Source organism: Shinella sp. R2-11, from assembly GCF_055330205.1.
Map to the genome: position 1 here is coordinate 179,541 of NZ_JBVAPC010000004.1, position 14,839 is coordinate 194,379.

Consider the following 14,839-nt stretch of genomic DNA (forward strand, 5'->3'; position numbering starts at 1 on the left):
GGCGCCCTCACCACCGCCCCTCCGCCTTCATCGTCTCGATCTCGCGGACCGCCTTCTCGCGCTGGCGTTCGCGGCGGATGATGTCGGAGACGGCGGCGTCGTCGGATTTGTCGGTGTAGCGGAATTCCGAATCGGCGTAGCGGTTGATCTCCTGCAGCACCATTTCCATGGTGATCGGCCCGCGCAGCTCCTCGATCATCGCCTTCTTCTCGTCGTAGCTCCTGTGCATGAAGGCATCGGCGGTGGCGAACCAGTCGTCCGGCAGCTCCACGTCCATGGCGCGCATCTTGATCGCATCGGTGATGTTCTTGATGGCGCGGCCGGTGAAGCGCGGCTCGGCGACCTTGATGGCGTGCAGGTAGCCGCCGATATCCTCCAGCGTGCGGATCGCGCCGTGCTCCTTCTCATGGCGCTCCCAGACGGCGAGAAGCCCCTCCTCCTGCGGACGCGCATGCTGGCCGTAGGAATTGGAGACGGCGCGCTGGATCTCCTGTCCTTCGAACAGCGTATGCCCGCCGAGCGGGATCGAATGGTTCCTGCCGACGAGCAGCGCGAAGATGTCGATATAGTCGTCCTCGGTCTGCGGCCCGTCGACCAGCCAGCGGGCGCCGGCGCGCTGGCGAAGCGCATCGTCGACATTCTCGGGATAGTTGGAGAACATGCCGAAGGTGCAGTTGCCCCGCACCACGGTCGAGGCGCCGGCGAAGCTTTCCATCAGCACTGCCGTCACCTCGTGCTGGCCGGCCGAGGCGCGGTCGTCGGAACGCTTGGCGGCGACCTGGTCGACGTCGTCGATGGTGCCGAAGCCGATCGCCTTCGGGTTCATGACGTTGTTGACGAATTCCTTGCAGTTCTGGCCGGACTTGCCCTGGTAGGACGAGATCTGGTCGACGCCGAAATTCTCGTAGTGGAAGGCGTAGCCGGCGACCTGGCAATAGTCGTTGACGAGGCCGGCGAGCATCTGGATGAGGATCGTCTTGCCGGTGCCGGGCATGCCGTCGCCGATGAAGGTGAAGAGGAAGCCGCCGAGCTCGACGAACGGGTTCATCTGCCGCTCGAAATCGTAGGCCATCAGCATCTTGGCGAGCTTCATCGCCTGGTACTTGGCGATATGGTTGCCGATGATCTCGTTCGGCTTCTTGAAGGTCATGACCAGCGGCTTGCGCTTCTGGCCCGGCGCGACGTCGAAGCCGGACAGCGTGAAGTCGTCCTGCTCGATGCGGATATGCGCGTTCTCGAAGCCGGCAAGGCCGGTGAAGCGGGCGCGGCGGCCGATCAGCCCCTCGATGGCGACGCGCGAGAAGGCGCGCGCCCGGCTGACGAGCGCGCCGTCGTCCGGCGCGCCGGCAAGGGTGCGGTCGAGGCCGGCGACCATGCTTTTCAGCGCGTCCTGCGGCGTGTCGAAGACATAGTCCGGCTCGCCGCCGTCCTCCACCGGCTCGCCCTCGCCCGGCAGCGTCGCGCCGAGATAGGCGGCAAAGGTGAAGGCGGCGATATAGGCGGAGGCCGCCAGCAGCGCCCTGAAATGATCGGCCTCGGCGCCGGTCAGCGGCGCGGCGAGATTGCGCGCCTGAAGCCCCTCCAGATCGGTCTGGCGGGAAAAGGCGTCCGTCACCGCCAGCGCCACCTGAAGCCCGCGGCGGGCGCGGAACAGCACGGCATGCTGCTGCGGGGAAAGAAGCGGATCGGCGGCGCGCACCGACTGGATCGTCCTTGCCAGCTCCACCTCGCGCGTGCGGCGCGCGCCCGCGGTCGAGACGGTGGAAACGAAGCGGCGGCCGGTGCCAGCGAGCGCCGTGCCGTTCCTGCCGTCATCGCTTTCGAGGATGACGAGCTTCGAAACGAGGCTCTGCGCCATCGCCTGATGCTTGGCGATGTCGTCCTCGTGGATCGTCGTCAGTCCGGCATTGAGGCTCATCTCATCCCTCGGTGATTACCTGGTTTCCTGAAATCACATGCACCTTGTAGCTGCCGAAGATGCCCTGCGTCTCACCCGCGGCATAGAGCGCCTGATAGGCATCGTGCGGCACGAGCGCATGTTTTTCGTAGGCGCTGACGCCCATGCGGGCGGCTTCGAGATCGTCGGTCTCGATGTGGAACTCCTCCTGCGCGGGCGTCGAGCTCCAGAAGCCCTTCTGCGCCGGCCGCTCGGCCTTGGAGAACACTTCCTGCACCGTCCAGGTCAGCAGCCAGGCATTTTCCGGCTTGCGCACCTTGGAGAGGATCTCGTTGACCTTCGCATTGTTCTCGGTGATGCCCGCCGAATAGAACGGGCCGAGCACGATGCGGCGGAGCTGCTTGGGATGCAGCGCCGGGAAATCCCTGTCGAGATTGGTGGCGATCGTCACCGGCGTCAGCGAATAGGCGCTGTTCTTCAGCGCGAAATCGTCGAAGCGGCTGGCAAGATCGGGATTGAGCAGACCCCCGACGGGCAGCGGGATATCGACGTCCTGATTGAGCTTGCCGTCCTTGGTGACGAGCATGTCGACGACATTGTCGCTCGAATCCTCGATGGTCGCCATATAGACCATCGGCAGCGTCGCGGTGCCGTCGAAGGCGCCCCAGCAGACGACATAGTAGGGCCGCATGGTCTTCGGGTTGACGGCGACCCGGATCGTCTCCGGCAGCACGAAGGGCGAGAAGATGTCGCCCTTGCCGATCTGCTCCAGATAGAGCCGTTCGGCCATGCGCGTCTGGAGATCCGTCGGAAACGCCTTCTGCCGCAGGATGAAATCGGCCATCTCCGAACGGAGCTGGTCGGCATCGGGCATGGCGGCAAGGCGCTTTTCCGCCCCCTGCCGGTCGTTCTCCAGCTCCATCACGTTCTGGAAGACGGGAAAGCCGCTTTCAGCGCGCGACACGCGGAACTGCTGGACGAAGCCGATGCGGTTCTCCCAGCAGGCGAAGGAGGCCCGCAGCCGGGCGAGATAGGGCATGACCACCTCGCCCACCACGCTGTTGCGGTAGAGCGGGGAATTGCGGTCGCCGAGGAAGATTTCGAGCCCGCCGAGGGCGGAGCGGATGGTGGAGAAATATTGCGCGACGGCGCTGTCGGCGGGGATGTTCATCGATGAGGTGCCTCATAAACACCCCCCTCTGCCCTGCCGGGCATCTCCCCCACAAGGGGGGAGATCGAATCGTGGCACGGCTTTGCCCCAAGCCAATCTCCCCCCTTGTGGGGGAGATGCCCGGCAGGGCAGAGGGGGGTAAAGCCTCCTCTCGGCCGCACAGCCAGCAAACTCGTCACAGGCACCATCACGACTTCACGTAGTTCGCGGTATTGTGCTTGTCCATGACGGCCTGGAAGCGGCGGGCGAAGGCGTCGTCCGCGAGCTTCTTGCGGCGCTGGATGTCCTGCGTCGCCAGCATGTTCTTCTCGTGCATCTCCAGAAGGTCGCCGATATGGCGCTGGGCGGCCGAGCCGATGCCGGCCATGGTCTCTTCCGCCGCGGTGTCGACCTGCGAGCCGAGCGTGTTGATCTTGTGCGCGACGTCCTGCTGTGCCGCCGTCTTCAGCGAATCCTCCAGCGCCTTGTAGAGCACGATGCGCTGCTCGGTATCTATGGTCAGCTTGTTGATCAGCGTGTTCTGCGCGGCGATCTGGTTGTTGAGCGAATCGACGAAGGTCTGGAACATCGAGCTATAGCGCTCCAGCGTCTGGCTCTCGGCCAGAAGCTCCTGCTCCTTCGCCTGCATCTGGTTGTATTCGGTCGCCAGCGCCGAGCGCTCGCCTTCCAGGTCCGTGCGGGTCTTCTGGTCCGTCGAGGCGGCGATGCGGTTCTCGAGGTCCATGAGGAGAGGGTTCAGCTCCTCGATGCGCTTCTGCGTCGCCTCCAGGTTCGACATCGTGCCCTTGCGGCGCTCGATCACCTGCACGAGGCTCGTCTCGGAGGTCTTGTAGCGCTGGTCGAGGATCGACTTCTGCTCCTTGAGGATGCCGACGATCGTGTCGGACTTGGAGAGCAGCTCCTGCAGATTGCCGGCGAGCGACATGTTGCGCACGCGGTCGGTGCGCATGCGCTGCATCTTCTGCTTGGAGAAGATGCCGATGAACTTCTCGTAGCCCGAATAGCTCTTCATGCTCTCGAATTCGGTGCCGAAGACATTCGTCGCATCCTCCAGCCCGATGATGAGATCGGCGATATTGCCTTCCATCACCTTCTGCTGGGCGATGACATCCTGGATGCGCGCATTCTCGATGTCGAAATTGACGTCGCCGAGCTTGGTGTCCGCCTTGGCGAACTGTTCCAGCACGATGCCGGACTGTTCGAGCTTGCCGCGCATCTCGTTGACGACACTGCGGGTCTTATCGATCTCCGCATCGAAATTCTGAAGTGTGGCCATTCTTGTCCCCTTGCACTCTCCACGGCAGACGTCTGCGTCACCCGATTTATTCCATCGCGGCAACACTATACGATTTCGGACAGACAGGAACCTGTCCGAGGGTTTTCCCGCAGAACATGTGGGACACGGCCGACGCACCGCAAGATGGCCGGGGATTTTTTTCGCCGCACGGCCCGAAAGGCCGTACCCGCTTCAATCGGCCTGCATGATATCGTCCCAGTGCCGGCGGCAATAGGAAACGTATTTGTCGTTGCCGCCGATCTCCACCTGCGCGCCCTCCTTCACCACCTTGCCGTCGGCTCCGAGGCGCACGACCATCGTCGCCTTGCGGCCGCAATGGCAGATGGTGCGCACCTCGCGCAGCTCGTCGGCAAGGGCGAGCAGCGCCTGCGAGCCCGCAAAGAGCTTGCCCTGGAAATCCGTGCGCAGGCCATAGGCCATGACGGGGATATGCAGCCGGTCGGCGACGCGGGCGAGCTGCCAGACCTGCTCTTCGGAAAGGAACTGCGCTTCGTCGACGAAGACGCAGGCGATCTCCTCCCCGCCCTCGCCTTTCAGGGTCTCGATATGCCGGTAGAGGTCGTCGCTGCGGTCGAAGGCGATGGCGTCCGAGGAAAGGCCGATGCGCGAGGAGATGCGGCCCTGCCCGGCGCGGTCGTCGAAGGAGGCGATGAAGATTGCCGTGCGCATGCCGCGTTCGCGATAGTTGTAGGACGCCTGCAGGAGTAGCGTCGACTTGCCCGCGTTCATCGTCGCGTAACTGAAATAGAGCTTGGCCATGATTTTCTCCGTTCCCGCGTCATGGCCCGGCAGGGAGCGTTTTTCCAGTCGCAAAGGCCTGAAAACCACAGAAAACACAGGGGCCCATCCGTTGCGACATCCATGTGCAAAATTGCGAACAGGGCTGAAATTTATTGGACGTTTCAGAGGCTTCGGGCTACGCCAAGGCGCTTGAAAGCATGTCGTTTTGATGATTGGCTAAAACATAGTCATAAGGGGAGCAAAAACATGAAGACTGCATCACCATTGAAGATACTCCTTGCCGCTGCCGCATCCGTCCTCGCCCTCGGCGTCGCCAACGTTTCGGCCGCCGAAGCGGAAAGCTGTGGCAAGGTCCGGTTCTCGGACGTGGGCTGGACCGACATCACCGCCACCACCGCGACCGCGACCACCATCCTCAAGAGCCTCGGCTACGAGACGGAAGTCACCGTCCTTTCGGTTCCGGTCACCTATACCTCGCTCAGCAACAAGGACATCGACGTCTTCCTCGGCAACTGGATGCCAACCATGGAAGCCGACATCAAGCCGTTCCGCGACAACGGCACGGTCGAGACCGTGCGCGAGAACCTGGAGGGCGCGAAGTACACGCTCGCGACCAATGCCAAGGGCGCCGAGCTCGGCATCAAGGACTTCGGCGACATCGCCAAGCAGAAGGACGCGCTCGGCTCCAAGATCTACGGCATCGAGCCCGGCAATGACGGCAACCGCCTGATCATCGACATGGTCTCGGCCGGCAAGTTCGACCTCTCGGGCTTCGAGGTCGTGGAATCCTCCGAGCAGGGCATGCTGGCGGAAGTCGCCCGTGCCGAGCAGGAAGGCGCGCCGATCGTCTTCCTCGGCTGGGAGCCGCACCCGATGAACGCCAACTTCAAGCTGACCTACCTCACCGGCGGCGACGACATCTTCGGGCCGGACTTCGGCGGCGCGACGATCTACACCAACGTGCGCCAGGGCTACACCACCGAATGCCCGAACGTCGGCAAGTTCCTGCAGAACCTCAAGTTCTCACTGGAAATGGAAAACCAGATCATGGGTAAGATCCTGAACGACGGCCAGGATCCGGAAGCCGCAGCCACGGAATGGATGAAGGCCAATCCGGCGGCCATCGAGCCGTGGCTCGCCGGCGTGACGACCAGGGACGGCAGCGGCGAGGCTCTGCCCGCCGCCAAGGCCGCGCTGGGTCTCTAATAGGCAAGAATAGGGCGGGGAGGAAACTTTCCCGCCCTTCTTCTCTCCGGATACTGCCCTTCCCGCAGACGTTTCGAAGAGACCTTGAATCCGGATTTTTCGGAACCCGCTGCTTATCGTCAACTTTCAGCCAGGGGCTTGCTGCCGTGGATTGGCTCACCGTTTCCAAAATTCCGATCGGCCCGATCGCCAAGGAAGTCGTCAGCTGGCTGACGACGAACGGCAAGGGACTGTTCGATTTCCTGAAGGTCTTCCTGCAGGCCGGCATCGACGCCCTGCTCGTCCTCCTGCAGGGACCGTTCATCACCAGCCCCGGCGGCAAGCTCGCCTATGCGCTGTTCCTCATCGTCCTCGTCACGGGGGCGAGCTGGTATTTCCGCCGCTCGCTCGGCGTTGCCGTCTTCACCTTCCTCGGCCTGCTGCTCATCGTGAACCAGGGCTACTGGAAGGAGACGACGGAGACGCTGGCGCTCGTGCTGGCGGCGACCGGCGTCAGCATGGTCGTCGGCGTGCCGCTCGGCATCGCCGCCGCGCGCCGGCCGTGGTTCTACTCGATCCTCAGGCCGATCCTCGACCTCATGCAGACGATCCCGACCTTCGTCTACCTCATCCCGGCGCTCATCCTCTTCGGCCTCGGCATGGTGCCGGGCCTGATCGCCACCGTGATCTTCGCCATCCCCGCGCCGATCCGCCTGACGCGCCTCGGCATCATCTCGACGCCGCCCTCGCTGGTGGAGGCCGCCCAGGCCTTCGGCGCGACGCCCGGCCAGGTGCTGCGCAAGGTGGAGCTGCCCTTCGCCATGCCGCAGATCATGGCGGGCCTGACGCAGACCATCATGCTCTCGCTGTCGATGGTGGTCATCGCCGCGCTCGTCGGCGCCAAGGGCCTCGGCGTCCCGGTGGTGCGCGCGCTCAACACCGTGAACATCTCCATGGGCTTCGAGGCCGGCCTCTGTATCGTGATCCTCGCGATCATCCTCGACCGCCTGTTCCGCTCCTCCGACGAGGGAGACGCAAAATGACCGACGCCGTCGTCTTCAAGAACGTCTCCATCATTTTCGGCGACAATCCGCAAAGAGCGCTTGCACTGGCCGATGCCGGAAAATCGCGCGACGAGATCGGCGCGGAAACCGGGCTGGTGCTCGGCGTCGCGGATGCGACGCTGTCGATCACCGAGGGCGAGATCCTCGTGCTGATGGGCCTTTCCGGCTCCGGCAAGTCGACGCTGCTGCGCGCCGTCAACGGGCTCGCCCCGGTGGTGCGCGGCGAGGTCGAGGTCAAGGCCGGCAGCGGCAGCGTCAAGCCCTACGGGGCGACGCAGAAGGCGCTGCGCGACTTCCGCATGCACACCGTCTCCATGGTGTTCCAGCAGTTCGCGCTGCTGCCCTGGCGCACGGTCGCGGACAATGTCGGCTTCGGCCTGGAGCTTGCCGGCGTGCCGGACAGCGAGCGCAAGGCGCGCGTCGCCGAGCAGCTCGAACTCGTCAACCTCGCCAAATGGGCGGACCGCAAGGTGAACGAGCTGTCGGGCGGCATGCAGCAGCGCGTCGGCCTTGCCCGCGCCTTTGCCACCGGCGCGCCGATCCTGCTCATGGACGAGCCGTTCTCCGCGCTCGACCCGCTGATCCGCACGCGCCTGCAGGACGAGCTGCTGGAATTCCAGCGCCGGCTGAAGAAGACCATCATCTTCGTCAGCCACGACCTCGACGAGGCCTTCCGCATCGGCAACCGCATCGCCATCATGGAAGGCGGGCGTATCATCCAGTGCGGCACGCCGCAGGAGATCGTCAGGAACCCGGCCAACCAGTATGTCGCGGACTTCGTGCAGAACATGAACCCGATCAACATGCTGACGGCCGGCGATGTCATGCAGCCCGGCGCCTCCGGCGACAATGGCGGCGTGACGGCGACCGCCGCCCCGCAGACCCCGCTCGTCGACGTGCTCGACGCCATGGCCCGCACACCCGGCCATGTCGGCGTCATCGACAACGGCACGGTGATCGGCACGATCAATGCACAGGATATCGTGAACGGATTGACGCGGCACCGCCGGCGCGGCTGACAGCGACCGCCGATACGTCTAGACAGGGCGGCGCCCCTTGACGGGCGCCGCCTTTTTCACTGGGAGTCGAAGACCATGACCGAGAAGGACAAGCCCGGCGTTCTGCGCGAAACGGACGACGACGCCCGCCGCCTCGCCCGCACCCTGCTGCGCTCGGCGCGAAGCTGCGCGCTCGCCGTGCTGGAGCCGGAAACAGGCGTGCCCTTCGCCAGCCGCGCCCTGACGGGAACCGACACGGACGGAACGCCCGTCATCCTCGTCTCCGCCCTTTCGGTCCACACCCAGGCGCTGCGGGCCGACAGGCGGGCCTCGCTGCTGGCCGGCGAGCCCGGCAAGGGCGATCCCCTCGCCCATCCGCGCCTCACCGTCATCTGCGAGGCCGAGGAAATCCCGCGCGAGAGCGAGGCGCGCGCGGCGCTGCGCGAACGCTTCATCCGCCGCCATCCCAAGGCCAAGCTCTATGTCGACTTCCCCGACTTCACCTTTTTCCGCCTCGTGCCGCAGCGCGCCTTCCTCAACGGCGGCTTCGGCAAAGCCTTCATGCTGACGGCCGACGATCTCATGATTCGCTCGCCCGCCCGCGCGGCCCTCGCAGCGATGGAAACCGGCGCCGTCGAGCACATGAACAGCGACCACGCGGAAGCCGCCGGCATCTATGCGCGCCACTATTGCGGCGCCAGGGACGGCGAATGGATCATCGTCGGGCTCGACGCCGCGGGAATCGATCTTGCGAGCGGTGACAAATTAAGTCGTTTCGAATATGCACATGAACTTGAAGATGCGAAGGAACTTCGCACCGAGTTGGCACGTTTGCTCCGCGAGGCAAGAGCAACGGGCTGATCCGCCGATGTCCACGCATGAATCCACTGTTCGCGTCCACCGTTACTGGAGAAGAGACTTATAGCATTGCGTGCACCCGACCCCTGATTTCTTGCCACTTGATGGGAAGGGTTTTGCTTATATGCTAACAAGCGGATTCACATAAAATCACGTGTTTTGAAGCGGAAACGCCCAAAGGAGTTTCAAATGGACAAGATTTCAGACGCAGAGCACGCACAGGCCGAAGTTGCTTCCGATTTCCTTTCCGCCATGGCGAATCCCAAGCGCCTGCTCATCCTCAAGGTCCTGGTGGAAGGCGAGATCGCCGTGGGTGCGCTGGCCAACCAGGTCGGCCTCAGCCAGTCCGCCCTTTCGCAGCACCTGTCGAAGCTGCGCGCGCAGAATCTCGTGACCACGCGCCGCGACGCCCAGACCATCTACTATTCCAGCAAGTCGGATGCGGTGATGACCATCCTCGACGCGCTGGACCGGATCTACAAGAAGGCCGGCGTCGCCGCGGAAAAGAAGCTCCGCATCGCCTGACCCCTTCCCGGCCGATGATTCGCAACGCCCCGGATGCCATCCGGGGCGTTTTGCCGTCAAAGGGCTGCTTGACGCCCCCCATTGCCTTGCTAATTTGACCGTCGGGTAAAAATACCAGCCGGGACGGCCCCCGCAGTCAAAGGCCATGGAGAGACCGCATGTCCAACCGCCTCAACACCCCCAACGATCTGCGCGCCTTCTGGATGCCGTTCACGGCGAACCGGCAGTTCAAGAAGGAACCGCGCCTCTTCGTCGGCGCCAAGGACATGTACTACACCACCCATGACGGCCGTCAGGTGCTCGACGGCACGGCGGGCCTGTGGTGCGTCAATGCCGGCCACTGCCGCCCGAAGATCACCGAGGCGATCCGCGAGCAGGCCGGGGAGCTCGACTACGCCCCCGCCTTCCAGCTCGGCCATCCCAAGGCCTTCGAGCTCGCCAACCGCCTCGTCGACATCGCCCCCGATGGCATGGACCACGTCCTCTACACCAATTCCGGCTCCGAATCGGTCGAGACCGCGCTGAAGGTGGCGCTCGCCTATCACCGCGCCAAGGGCGACGGCTCGCGCTTCCGCCTGATCGGCCGCGAGCGCGGCTATCACGGCGTCAATTTCGGCGGCATCTCCGTCGGCGGCATCGTCTCCAACCGCAAGATGTTCGGCACGCTGCTGACCGGCGTCGACCACATGCCGCACACGCACTTCCCGGACAAGAACGCCTTCTCCCGCGGCGAGCCGGAGCATGGCGGCGACATCGCCAGCGAACTCCAGCGCATCATCACCCTGCACGACGCCTCGACCATCGCGGCCGTCATCGTCGAACCGGTCGCCGGCTCCACCGGCGTCCTCATCCCGCCGAAGGGCTATCTCCAGAAGCTGCGCGAGATCTGTACGCAGCACGGCATCCTCCTGATCTTCGACGAGGTCATCACCGGCTTCGGCCGCCTCGGCGCGCCCTTCGCCGCGCAGTATTTCGACGTGAAGCCTGATATCATCACCACCGCCAAGGGCCTCACCAACGGCGTGATCCCGATGGGCGCCGTCTTCGTGACGTCGGAAATCCACGACGCCTTCATGAACGGCCCGGAACACATGATCGAGTTCTTCCACGGCTATACCTATTCCGGCAACCCGATCGCCTGCGCCGCCGCCCTCGGCACGCTGGACACCTACCGCGAAGAGGGCCTTCTGACCCGCGCCAGCGAGCTTTCCTCCTACTGGGAAGAGGGCCTGCACTCGCTGAAGGATTGCCCGAACGTCATCGACATCCGCAATGTCGGCCTGATCGGCGCCGTCGAGCTCGCCTCCATCCCCGGCGAGCCGACCAAGCGCGCCTTCAACGCCTTCCTCAAGGCCTACGAGAAGGGCCTGCTCATCCGCACGACCGGCGACATCATCGCCCTCTCCCCGCCGCTCATCATCGAGAAGCCTGAGATCGACGAACTGTTCGGCAAGCTGCGCGAGGTCCTGCAGAACAATATCTGATCCGGCACGCCGGGCAGACGGAAATGGCGGCTCCGGCGGCCATTCTTGTTTCTCGCCGGCACGGGATGGCTCTTGCCCCTCACCCTAACCCTCTCCCCGCAAGCGGGGAGAGGGGACGTGCCCCACGCAGCGCTGGAGATCTTGGAAAACAGTTCGGCATATTCCTTCTCCCCGCAGCCAAGGAGAAGGTGGCCGGCAGGCCGGATGAGGGGCAGGCGGCACATGCCATCGTCGACCACCGCTCTTGCAAGTCCGCCCCGTTCAGCGCAATTGTGCGGCCACCACGACGAGGGCCAGCCGATGCCGACCATGACCCGCATAGCGAACGAATTCCTCTCCATCGAGGTCTCCGCCCTCGGCGCCGAGATGCAATCGGCGACGACGCGCGACGGGGCGGACTGGCTGTGGAACGGCGACGCCGCCTTCTGGACCGGCCGCTCGCCGGTCCTCTTCCCCATCGTCGGCAAGGCGCCGGACGATACGCTGCTGGTCGACGGCAAGCCCTATCCGATGGCGCAGCACGGCTTTGCCCGCCGGCAGGGGTTTTCCCTCGAAGCGGCGGAGGACAGCGCCTGCCGCTATGTGCTGGAAGCATCGGAGGAAACCCGCGCCGCCTATCCCTTCGACTTCCGGCTTTCCGTCGAGCACCGCCTGGATGGCCCGGCGCTGACCGTTTCCGCCGAAGTGGAGAACCGCGGCGCGGTCCCCATGCCCTTCGGCTGCGGCTTCCACCCCGCCTTCCTCTGGCCCCTGCCGGGCGCCGCCGGCCGGCCGCACACCGTCACGCTCGACAATGGAGAAGAGCCGGAGCGCCAGCCGCTGGAAAAGGGCCTCCTCTCGCCCCACCGGCTCCCCTCGCCCTTCAGCGATGGCCGGCTCACGCTCGCCCATGCGCTCTTCGAGAACGACGCCCTCGTCTTCCCGCAGGGCGCCGGTACCGGCCTCACCTATGCCGCCGAGGATGGCCCGGCGCTGCGCTTCCGTTTCGAAAACCTGCCGAACCTCGCGCTCTGGACGAAGCCCGGCGCGCCCTTCCTCTGCATCGAGCCGTGGCACGGCACGGCCGCCGAATATGGCGGCGCGCGCGAACTGAAGGACCGGCCCTTCACCACCGTGCTTGCCGCGGGCGCGCGCACGCGCTTCGCCTTCACCGTGACCTTCCCGCACTGAAGATTCGCCGCCCCGGCGTTTTCTACCTGCGGCGGCTAGAGCATTTCCAGCAAAAGTGCCAAGCGATTTTGCGTAGGGAAATGCGGCAAGCAAAGAGTTGGGGCATTTTCGCGATTCGGAGAAAAGCGGAAATGCTCTAGAGTCTCCGAAAAGGGATTCGGAGACCAGCCATGACCGACTTGGAACGCTTCATCGACCAGGGAACCGGCCGCGAGCCTGCCGATATCGTGCTGAAGGGCGGGCAGTTCTTCGACCTCGTGACGGGCGAGCTCGTCGCCTCCGATATCGCAATCTGCGGCGAGCGCATCGTCGGCACCTGCGGCGAATACAAGGGCCAGACGGAGATCGACATCACCGGCCGTATCGTCGTGCCCGGCTTCATCGATACGCATCTCCATATCGAATCCTCGCTGGTGACGCCGCACGAATTCGACCGCTGCGTGCTGCCCTACGGCGTGACGACCGTCATCTGCGACCCGCATGAGATCGCCAACGTACTCGGCACCGAGGGCATCCAGTTCTTCCTCGACAGCGCGATGGAAACGATCATGGATATCCGCGTGCAGCTGTCGAGCTGCGTGCCGGCGACGCATCTGGAAACCTCCGGCGCCGACCTGCCGGTCGAGCGCCTGCTGCCCTTCCGCGACCATCCCAAGGTCATCGGCCTTGCCGAATTCATGAATTTCCCCGGCGTCATCCACAAGGACCCCGTCTGCCTCGCCAAGCTGGAGGCCTTCCAGGGCGGCCATATCGACGGCCACGCGCCGCTCTTTCGCGGCAACGACCTCAACGGCTATCTTTCCGCCGGCATCCGCACCGAGCACGAATGCACGACGGCCGAGGAAGCGCTGGAGAAGATCCGCAAGGGCATGCATATCCTCATCCGCGAGGGCTCCGTCTCCAAGGACCTCCTCGCCCTGATGCCGATCCTCACCGAACGGCTCTCCCCCTTCCTCGCGCTCTGCACCGACGACCGCAACCCGCTCGACATCGCCGAACAGGGCCATCTCGACTACATGATCCGCACGGCCATCGCCCACGGCCGCGCGCCGCTCGCCGTCTACCGCGCCGCCTCCATCTCCGCGGCAAAGGCCTTCGGCCTCCGCGACCGTGGCCTCGTCGCCCCCGGCTGGCGGGCCGACCTCGTCGTCGTCGATACGCTGGAGAACTGCAAGGCCGGGATGGTCTTCTCCGCCGGCCGCAAGGTGGACGACGCGCTCTTCACGACCCGCAAGGCTATCGAGCCCGTCGGCCTCGACAGCGTCAAGGCCCGCCCCGTCAGCGCCGCCCATTTCGCCGTTCCCGTCACGGAGGGCGAGACTCCGGTCATCGGCGTGCTGCCCGGCAAGATCATCACCGAGCACCGCCGCTACCGCCTGCCGGCCAGCGGCAACCAGACCGCCGTCGACCTCGCGCAGGACATCATCAAGGTCGCCGTCATCGAGCGCCACGGCAAGAACGGCAACCACGCCAACGGCTTCGTGCAGGGTTTCGGCCTCAAGAAGGGCGCCATCGCCTCGACGGTCGGGCACGACAGCCACAATATCTGCGTCGTCGGCGTCGACGAGGACGACATGGCGCTCGCGGCGAACCGTCTCGGCGAAATCAAGGGCGGCTTCGTCGTGGTGGAGAACGGCAAGGTCACCGGCGAGATCGCCCTGCCCGTCGCCGGCCTGATGAGCCTCGAACCCTACGAGGCCGTACGCGACACCCTGCATCACCTGCGCCAGGCTGCCTTCGCCCTCGGCGCCACGCTGGAAGAACCCTTCCTCCAGCTCGCCTTCCTGCCCCTGCCTGTCATCCCGCATCTGAAGATTTCAGACAGGGGGATGGTGGATGTGGACCGGTTCGCGCTGATCGGGTGAGCCTAGCCGGCGGGAAACTCGTCCTCGCCAATATCCAGGTAGCGGCTGAGAACACGCACGAGCACAAGACGGGCGGGGTCGACCTTATAAAAAAGAACGTAGTTTCCGATCACGAAGCTGCGCAGACCTGCCGCGAGTTCCGGCCGCAAACGGCCGGCCTCGGGATGCGCCGAAAGCTTTCGCGTGACCGCCGCGATGCGGTCGAGGAGACTGTCGGCCGCCGCTTCGTTGTCGTCTGCGATATAGCGCCAGATCGCGATCAGGTCCTCTTCCGCTTGCGGAAGATGCATGACCTCAAGCACGGCCGGCTCGCGCCCGCGCCTTGATGGCATCGATGTCGAGCGGGGCAGCCGGGCCGCTTTCCAACCCTTCGCGGATGGCGTCCCGCAACGCGGCGATCTTCGCCTCCCGTTGCCGTTCGCGGTCCTCCAGAAGGCGCAGGCCGTCCCGCAGCACCTCGCTGGCGCTGGCATAACGGCCGCTGGCCAGAAGCTCGCGGACGAAAGTCTCGTAGTGATTGCCGAGCGTATAGCTGGAGGTCATGGCGAAACTCCGAAGTATCACTTTATGATACTATCGGCGCC

Annotated in this window: 14 protein-coding genes; 8 read left to right on the forward strand and 6 right to left on the reverse strand. The window is 64.7% G+C overall.

The window, feature by feature from the left end:
* Positions 1 to 7: 7 nt before the first annotated feature.
* From ACZ1A1_RS12730 to ACZ1A1_RS12745, 4 genes are all read right to left on the reverse strand, one after another.
* Positions 8 to 1,918, reverse strand: coding sequence for an AAA family ATPase (locus ACZ1A1_RS12730; RefSeq protein ID WP_463620236.1), 1,911 nt, complete (start codon positions 1,916 to 1,918; stop codon positions 8 to 10).
* Position 1,919: 1 nt separating this feature from the next.
* On the reverse strand, positions 1,920 to 3,068 hold the full coding sequence (locus ACZ1A1_RS12735) for a hypothetical protein (protein ID WP_415213004.1): 1,149 nt from the start codon (positions 3,066 to 3,068) through the stop codon (positions 1,920 to 1,922).
* Positions 3,069 to 3,255: 187 nt separating this feature from the next.
* Positions 3,256 to 4,344 carry a hypothetical protein gene (locus ACZ1A1_RS12740; protein ID WP_463620237.1) on the reverse strand — a complete coding sequence of 363 codons (1,089 nt, stop codon included), beginning with the start codon at positions 4,342 to 4,344 and terminating at the stop codon, positions 3,256 to 3,258.
* Between the two features lie 192 nt (positions 4,345 to 4,536).
* Positions 4,537 to 5,124, reverse strand: a complete 588-nt coding sequence (locus ACZ1A1_RS12745; protein ID WP_313193525.1) for a thymidine kinase — start codon at positions 5,122 to 5,124, stop codon at positions 4,537 to 4,539.
* A gap of 228 nt (positions 5,125 to 5,352) precedes the next feature.
* On the opposite strand from ACZ1A1_RS12745, the gene ACZ1A1_RS12750 reads away from it, so the two are divergent.
* The 8 genes from ACZ1A1_RS12750 (at position 5,353) to ade (ending at position 14,255) form a co-directional block, all read left to right on the forward strand.
* Entirely contained in the window at positions 5,353 to 6,312 is a 960-nt protein-coding gene (locus tag ACZ1A1_RS12750) for a choline ABC transporter substrate-binding protein (RefSeq protein ID WP_415213007.1), read from the forward strand.
* Between the two features lie 146 nt (positions 6,313 to 6,458).
* Positions 6,459 to 7,334, forward strand: a complete 876-nt coding sequence (gene choW / locus ACZ1A1_RS12755) for a choline ABC transporter permease subunit (protein WP_415213008.1) — start codon at positions 6,459 to 6,461, stop codon at positions 7,332 to 7,334.
* Entirely contained in the window at positions 7,331 to 8,374 is a 1,044-nt protein-coding gene (gene choV / locus ACZ1A1_RS12760) for a choline ABC transporter ATP-binding protein (protein WP_463620238.1), read from the forward strand. The genes choW and choV overlap by 4 nt, the downstream gene beginning before the upstream one ends.
* Before the next feature lie 75 nt (positions 8,375 to 8,449).
* Entirely contained in the window at positions 8,450 to 9,214 is a 765-nt protein-coding gene (locus ACZ1A1_RS12765; RefSeq protein ID WP_463620239.1) for a HugZ family pyridoxamine 5'-phosphate oxidase, read from the forward strand.
* A gap of 186 nt (positions 9,215 to 9,400) precedes the next feature.
* A complete protein-coding gene (locus ACZ1A1_RS12770; RefSeq protein WP_463620240.1) occupies positions 9,401 to 9,736 on the forward strand; it encodes an ArsR/SmtB family transcription factor in 336 nt (111 codons plus the stop codon).
* Between the two features lie 158 nt (positions 9,737 to 9,894).
* Complete coding sequence (aptA, locus tag ACZ1A1_RS12775) at positions 9,895 to 11,220, forward strand: omega-aminotransferase AptA (RefSeq protein ID WP_463620241.1); 1,326 nt, start codon at positions 9,895 to 9,897, stop codon at positions 11,218 to 11,220.
* Between the two features lie 300 nt (positions 11,221 to 11,520).
* Positions 11,521 to 12,390, forward strand: coding sequence for an aldose 1-epimerase family protein (locus tag ACZ1A1_RS12780; protein ID WP_463620242.1), 870 nt, complete (start codon positions 11,521 to 11,523; stop codon positions 12,388 to 12,390).
* Positions 12,391 to 12,560: 170 nt separating this feature from the next.
* A complete protein-coding gene (ade, locus tag ACZ1A1_RS12785; protein ID WP_463620243.1) occupies positions 12,561 to 14,255 on the forward strand; it encodes an adenine deaminase in 1,695 nt (564 codons plus the stop codon).
* Positions 14,256 to 14,257: 2 nt separating this feature from the next.
* On the opposite strand, the gene ACZ1A1_RS12790 is transcribed toward ade, so the two are convergent.
* Positions 14,258 to 14,557: a type II toxin-antitoxin system RelE/ParE family toxin gene (locus ACZ1A1_RS12790; protein WP_463620244.1), complete on the reverse strand. Its 300-nt coding sequence runs from the start codon at positions 14,555 to 14,557 to the stop codon at positions 14,258 to 14,260.
* The gene (locus ACZ1A1_RS12795) at positions 14,550 to 14,798 is read right to left on the reverse strand and encodes a type II toxin-antitoxin system ParD family antitoxin (protein ID WP_337182330.1); all 249 of its coding nucleotides are present in this window, start codon (positions 14,796 to 14,798) and stop codon (positions 14,550 to 14,552) included. Before ACZ1A1_RS12795 ends, ACZ1A1_RS12790 begins: the two co-directional genes overlap by 8 nt.
* Positions 14,799 to 14,839 lie beyond the last annotated feature (41 nt).

Bases quoted from the DNA above. Each gene is read 5' to 3' on its own strand.
- ACZ1A1_RS12765 (WP_463620239.1), top strand. From the start codon at position 8,450: ATGACCGAGAAGGACAAGCCCGGCGTTCTGCGCGAAACGGACGACGAC.
- ACZ1A1_RS12730 (WP_463620236.1), bottom strand. From the start codon at position 1,918: ATGAGCCTCAATGCCGGACTGACGACGATCCACGAGGACGACATCGCC.
- ACZ1A1_RS12735 (WP_415213004.1), bottom strand. From the start codon at position 3,068: ATGAACATCCCCGCCGACAGCGCCGTCGCGCAATATTTCTCCACCATC.
- ade (WP_463620243.1), top strand. From the start codon at position 12,561: ATGACCGACTTGGAACGCTTCATCGACCAGGGAACCGGCCGCGAGCCT.
- aptA (WP_463620241.1), top strand. From the start codon at position 9,895: ATGTCCAACCGCCTCAACACCCCCAACGATCTGCGCGCCTTCTGGATG.
- ACZ1A1_RS12780 (WP_463620242.1), top strand. From the start codon at position 11,521: ATGCCGACCATGACCCGCATAGCGAACGAATTCCTCTCCATCGAGGTC.
- ACZ1A1_RS12770 (WP_463620240.1), top strand. From the start codon at position 9,401: ATGGACAAGATTTCAGACGCAGAGCACGCACAGGCCGAAGTTGCTTCC.
- ACZ1A1_RS12740 (WP_463620237.1), bottom strand. From the start codon at position 4,344: ATGGCCACACTTCAGAATTTCGATGCGGAGATCGATAAGACCCGCAGT.
- ACZ1A1_RS12795 (WP_337182330.1), bottom strand. From the start codon at position 14,798: ATGACCTCCAGCTATACGCTCGGCAATCACTACGAGACTTTCGTCCGC.
- ACZ1A1_RS12745 (WP_313193525.1), bottom strand. From the start codon at position 5,124: ATGGCCAAGCTCTATTTCAGTTACGCGACGATGAACGCGGGCAAGTCG.
- choV (WP_463620238.1), top strand. From the start codon at position 7,331: ATGACCGACGCCGTCGTCTTCAAGAACGTCTCCATCATTTTCGGCGAC.
- ACZ1A1_RS12750 (WP_415213007.1), top strand. From the start codon at position 5,353: ATGAAGACTGCATCACCATTGAAGATACTCCTTGCCGCTGCCGCATCC.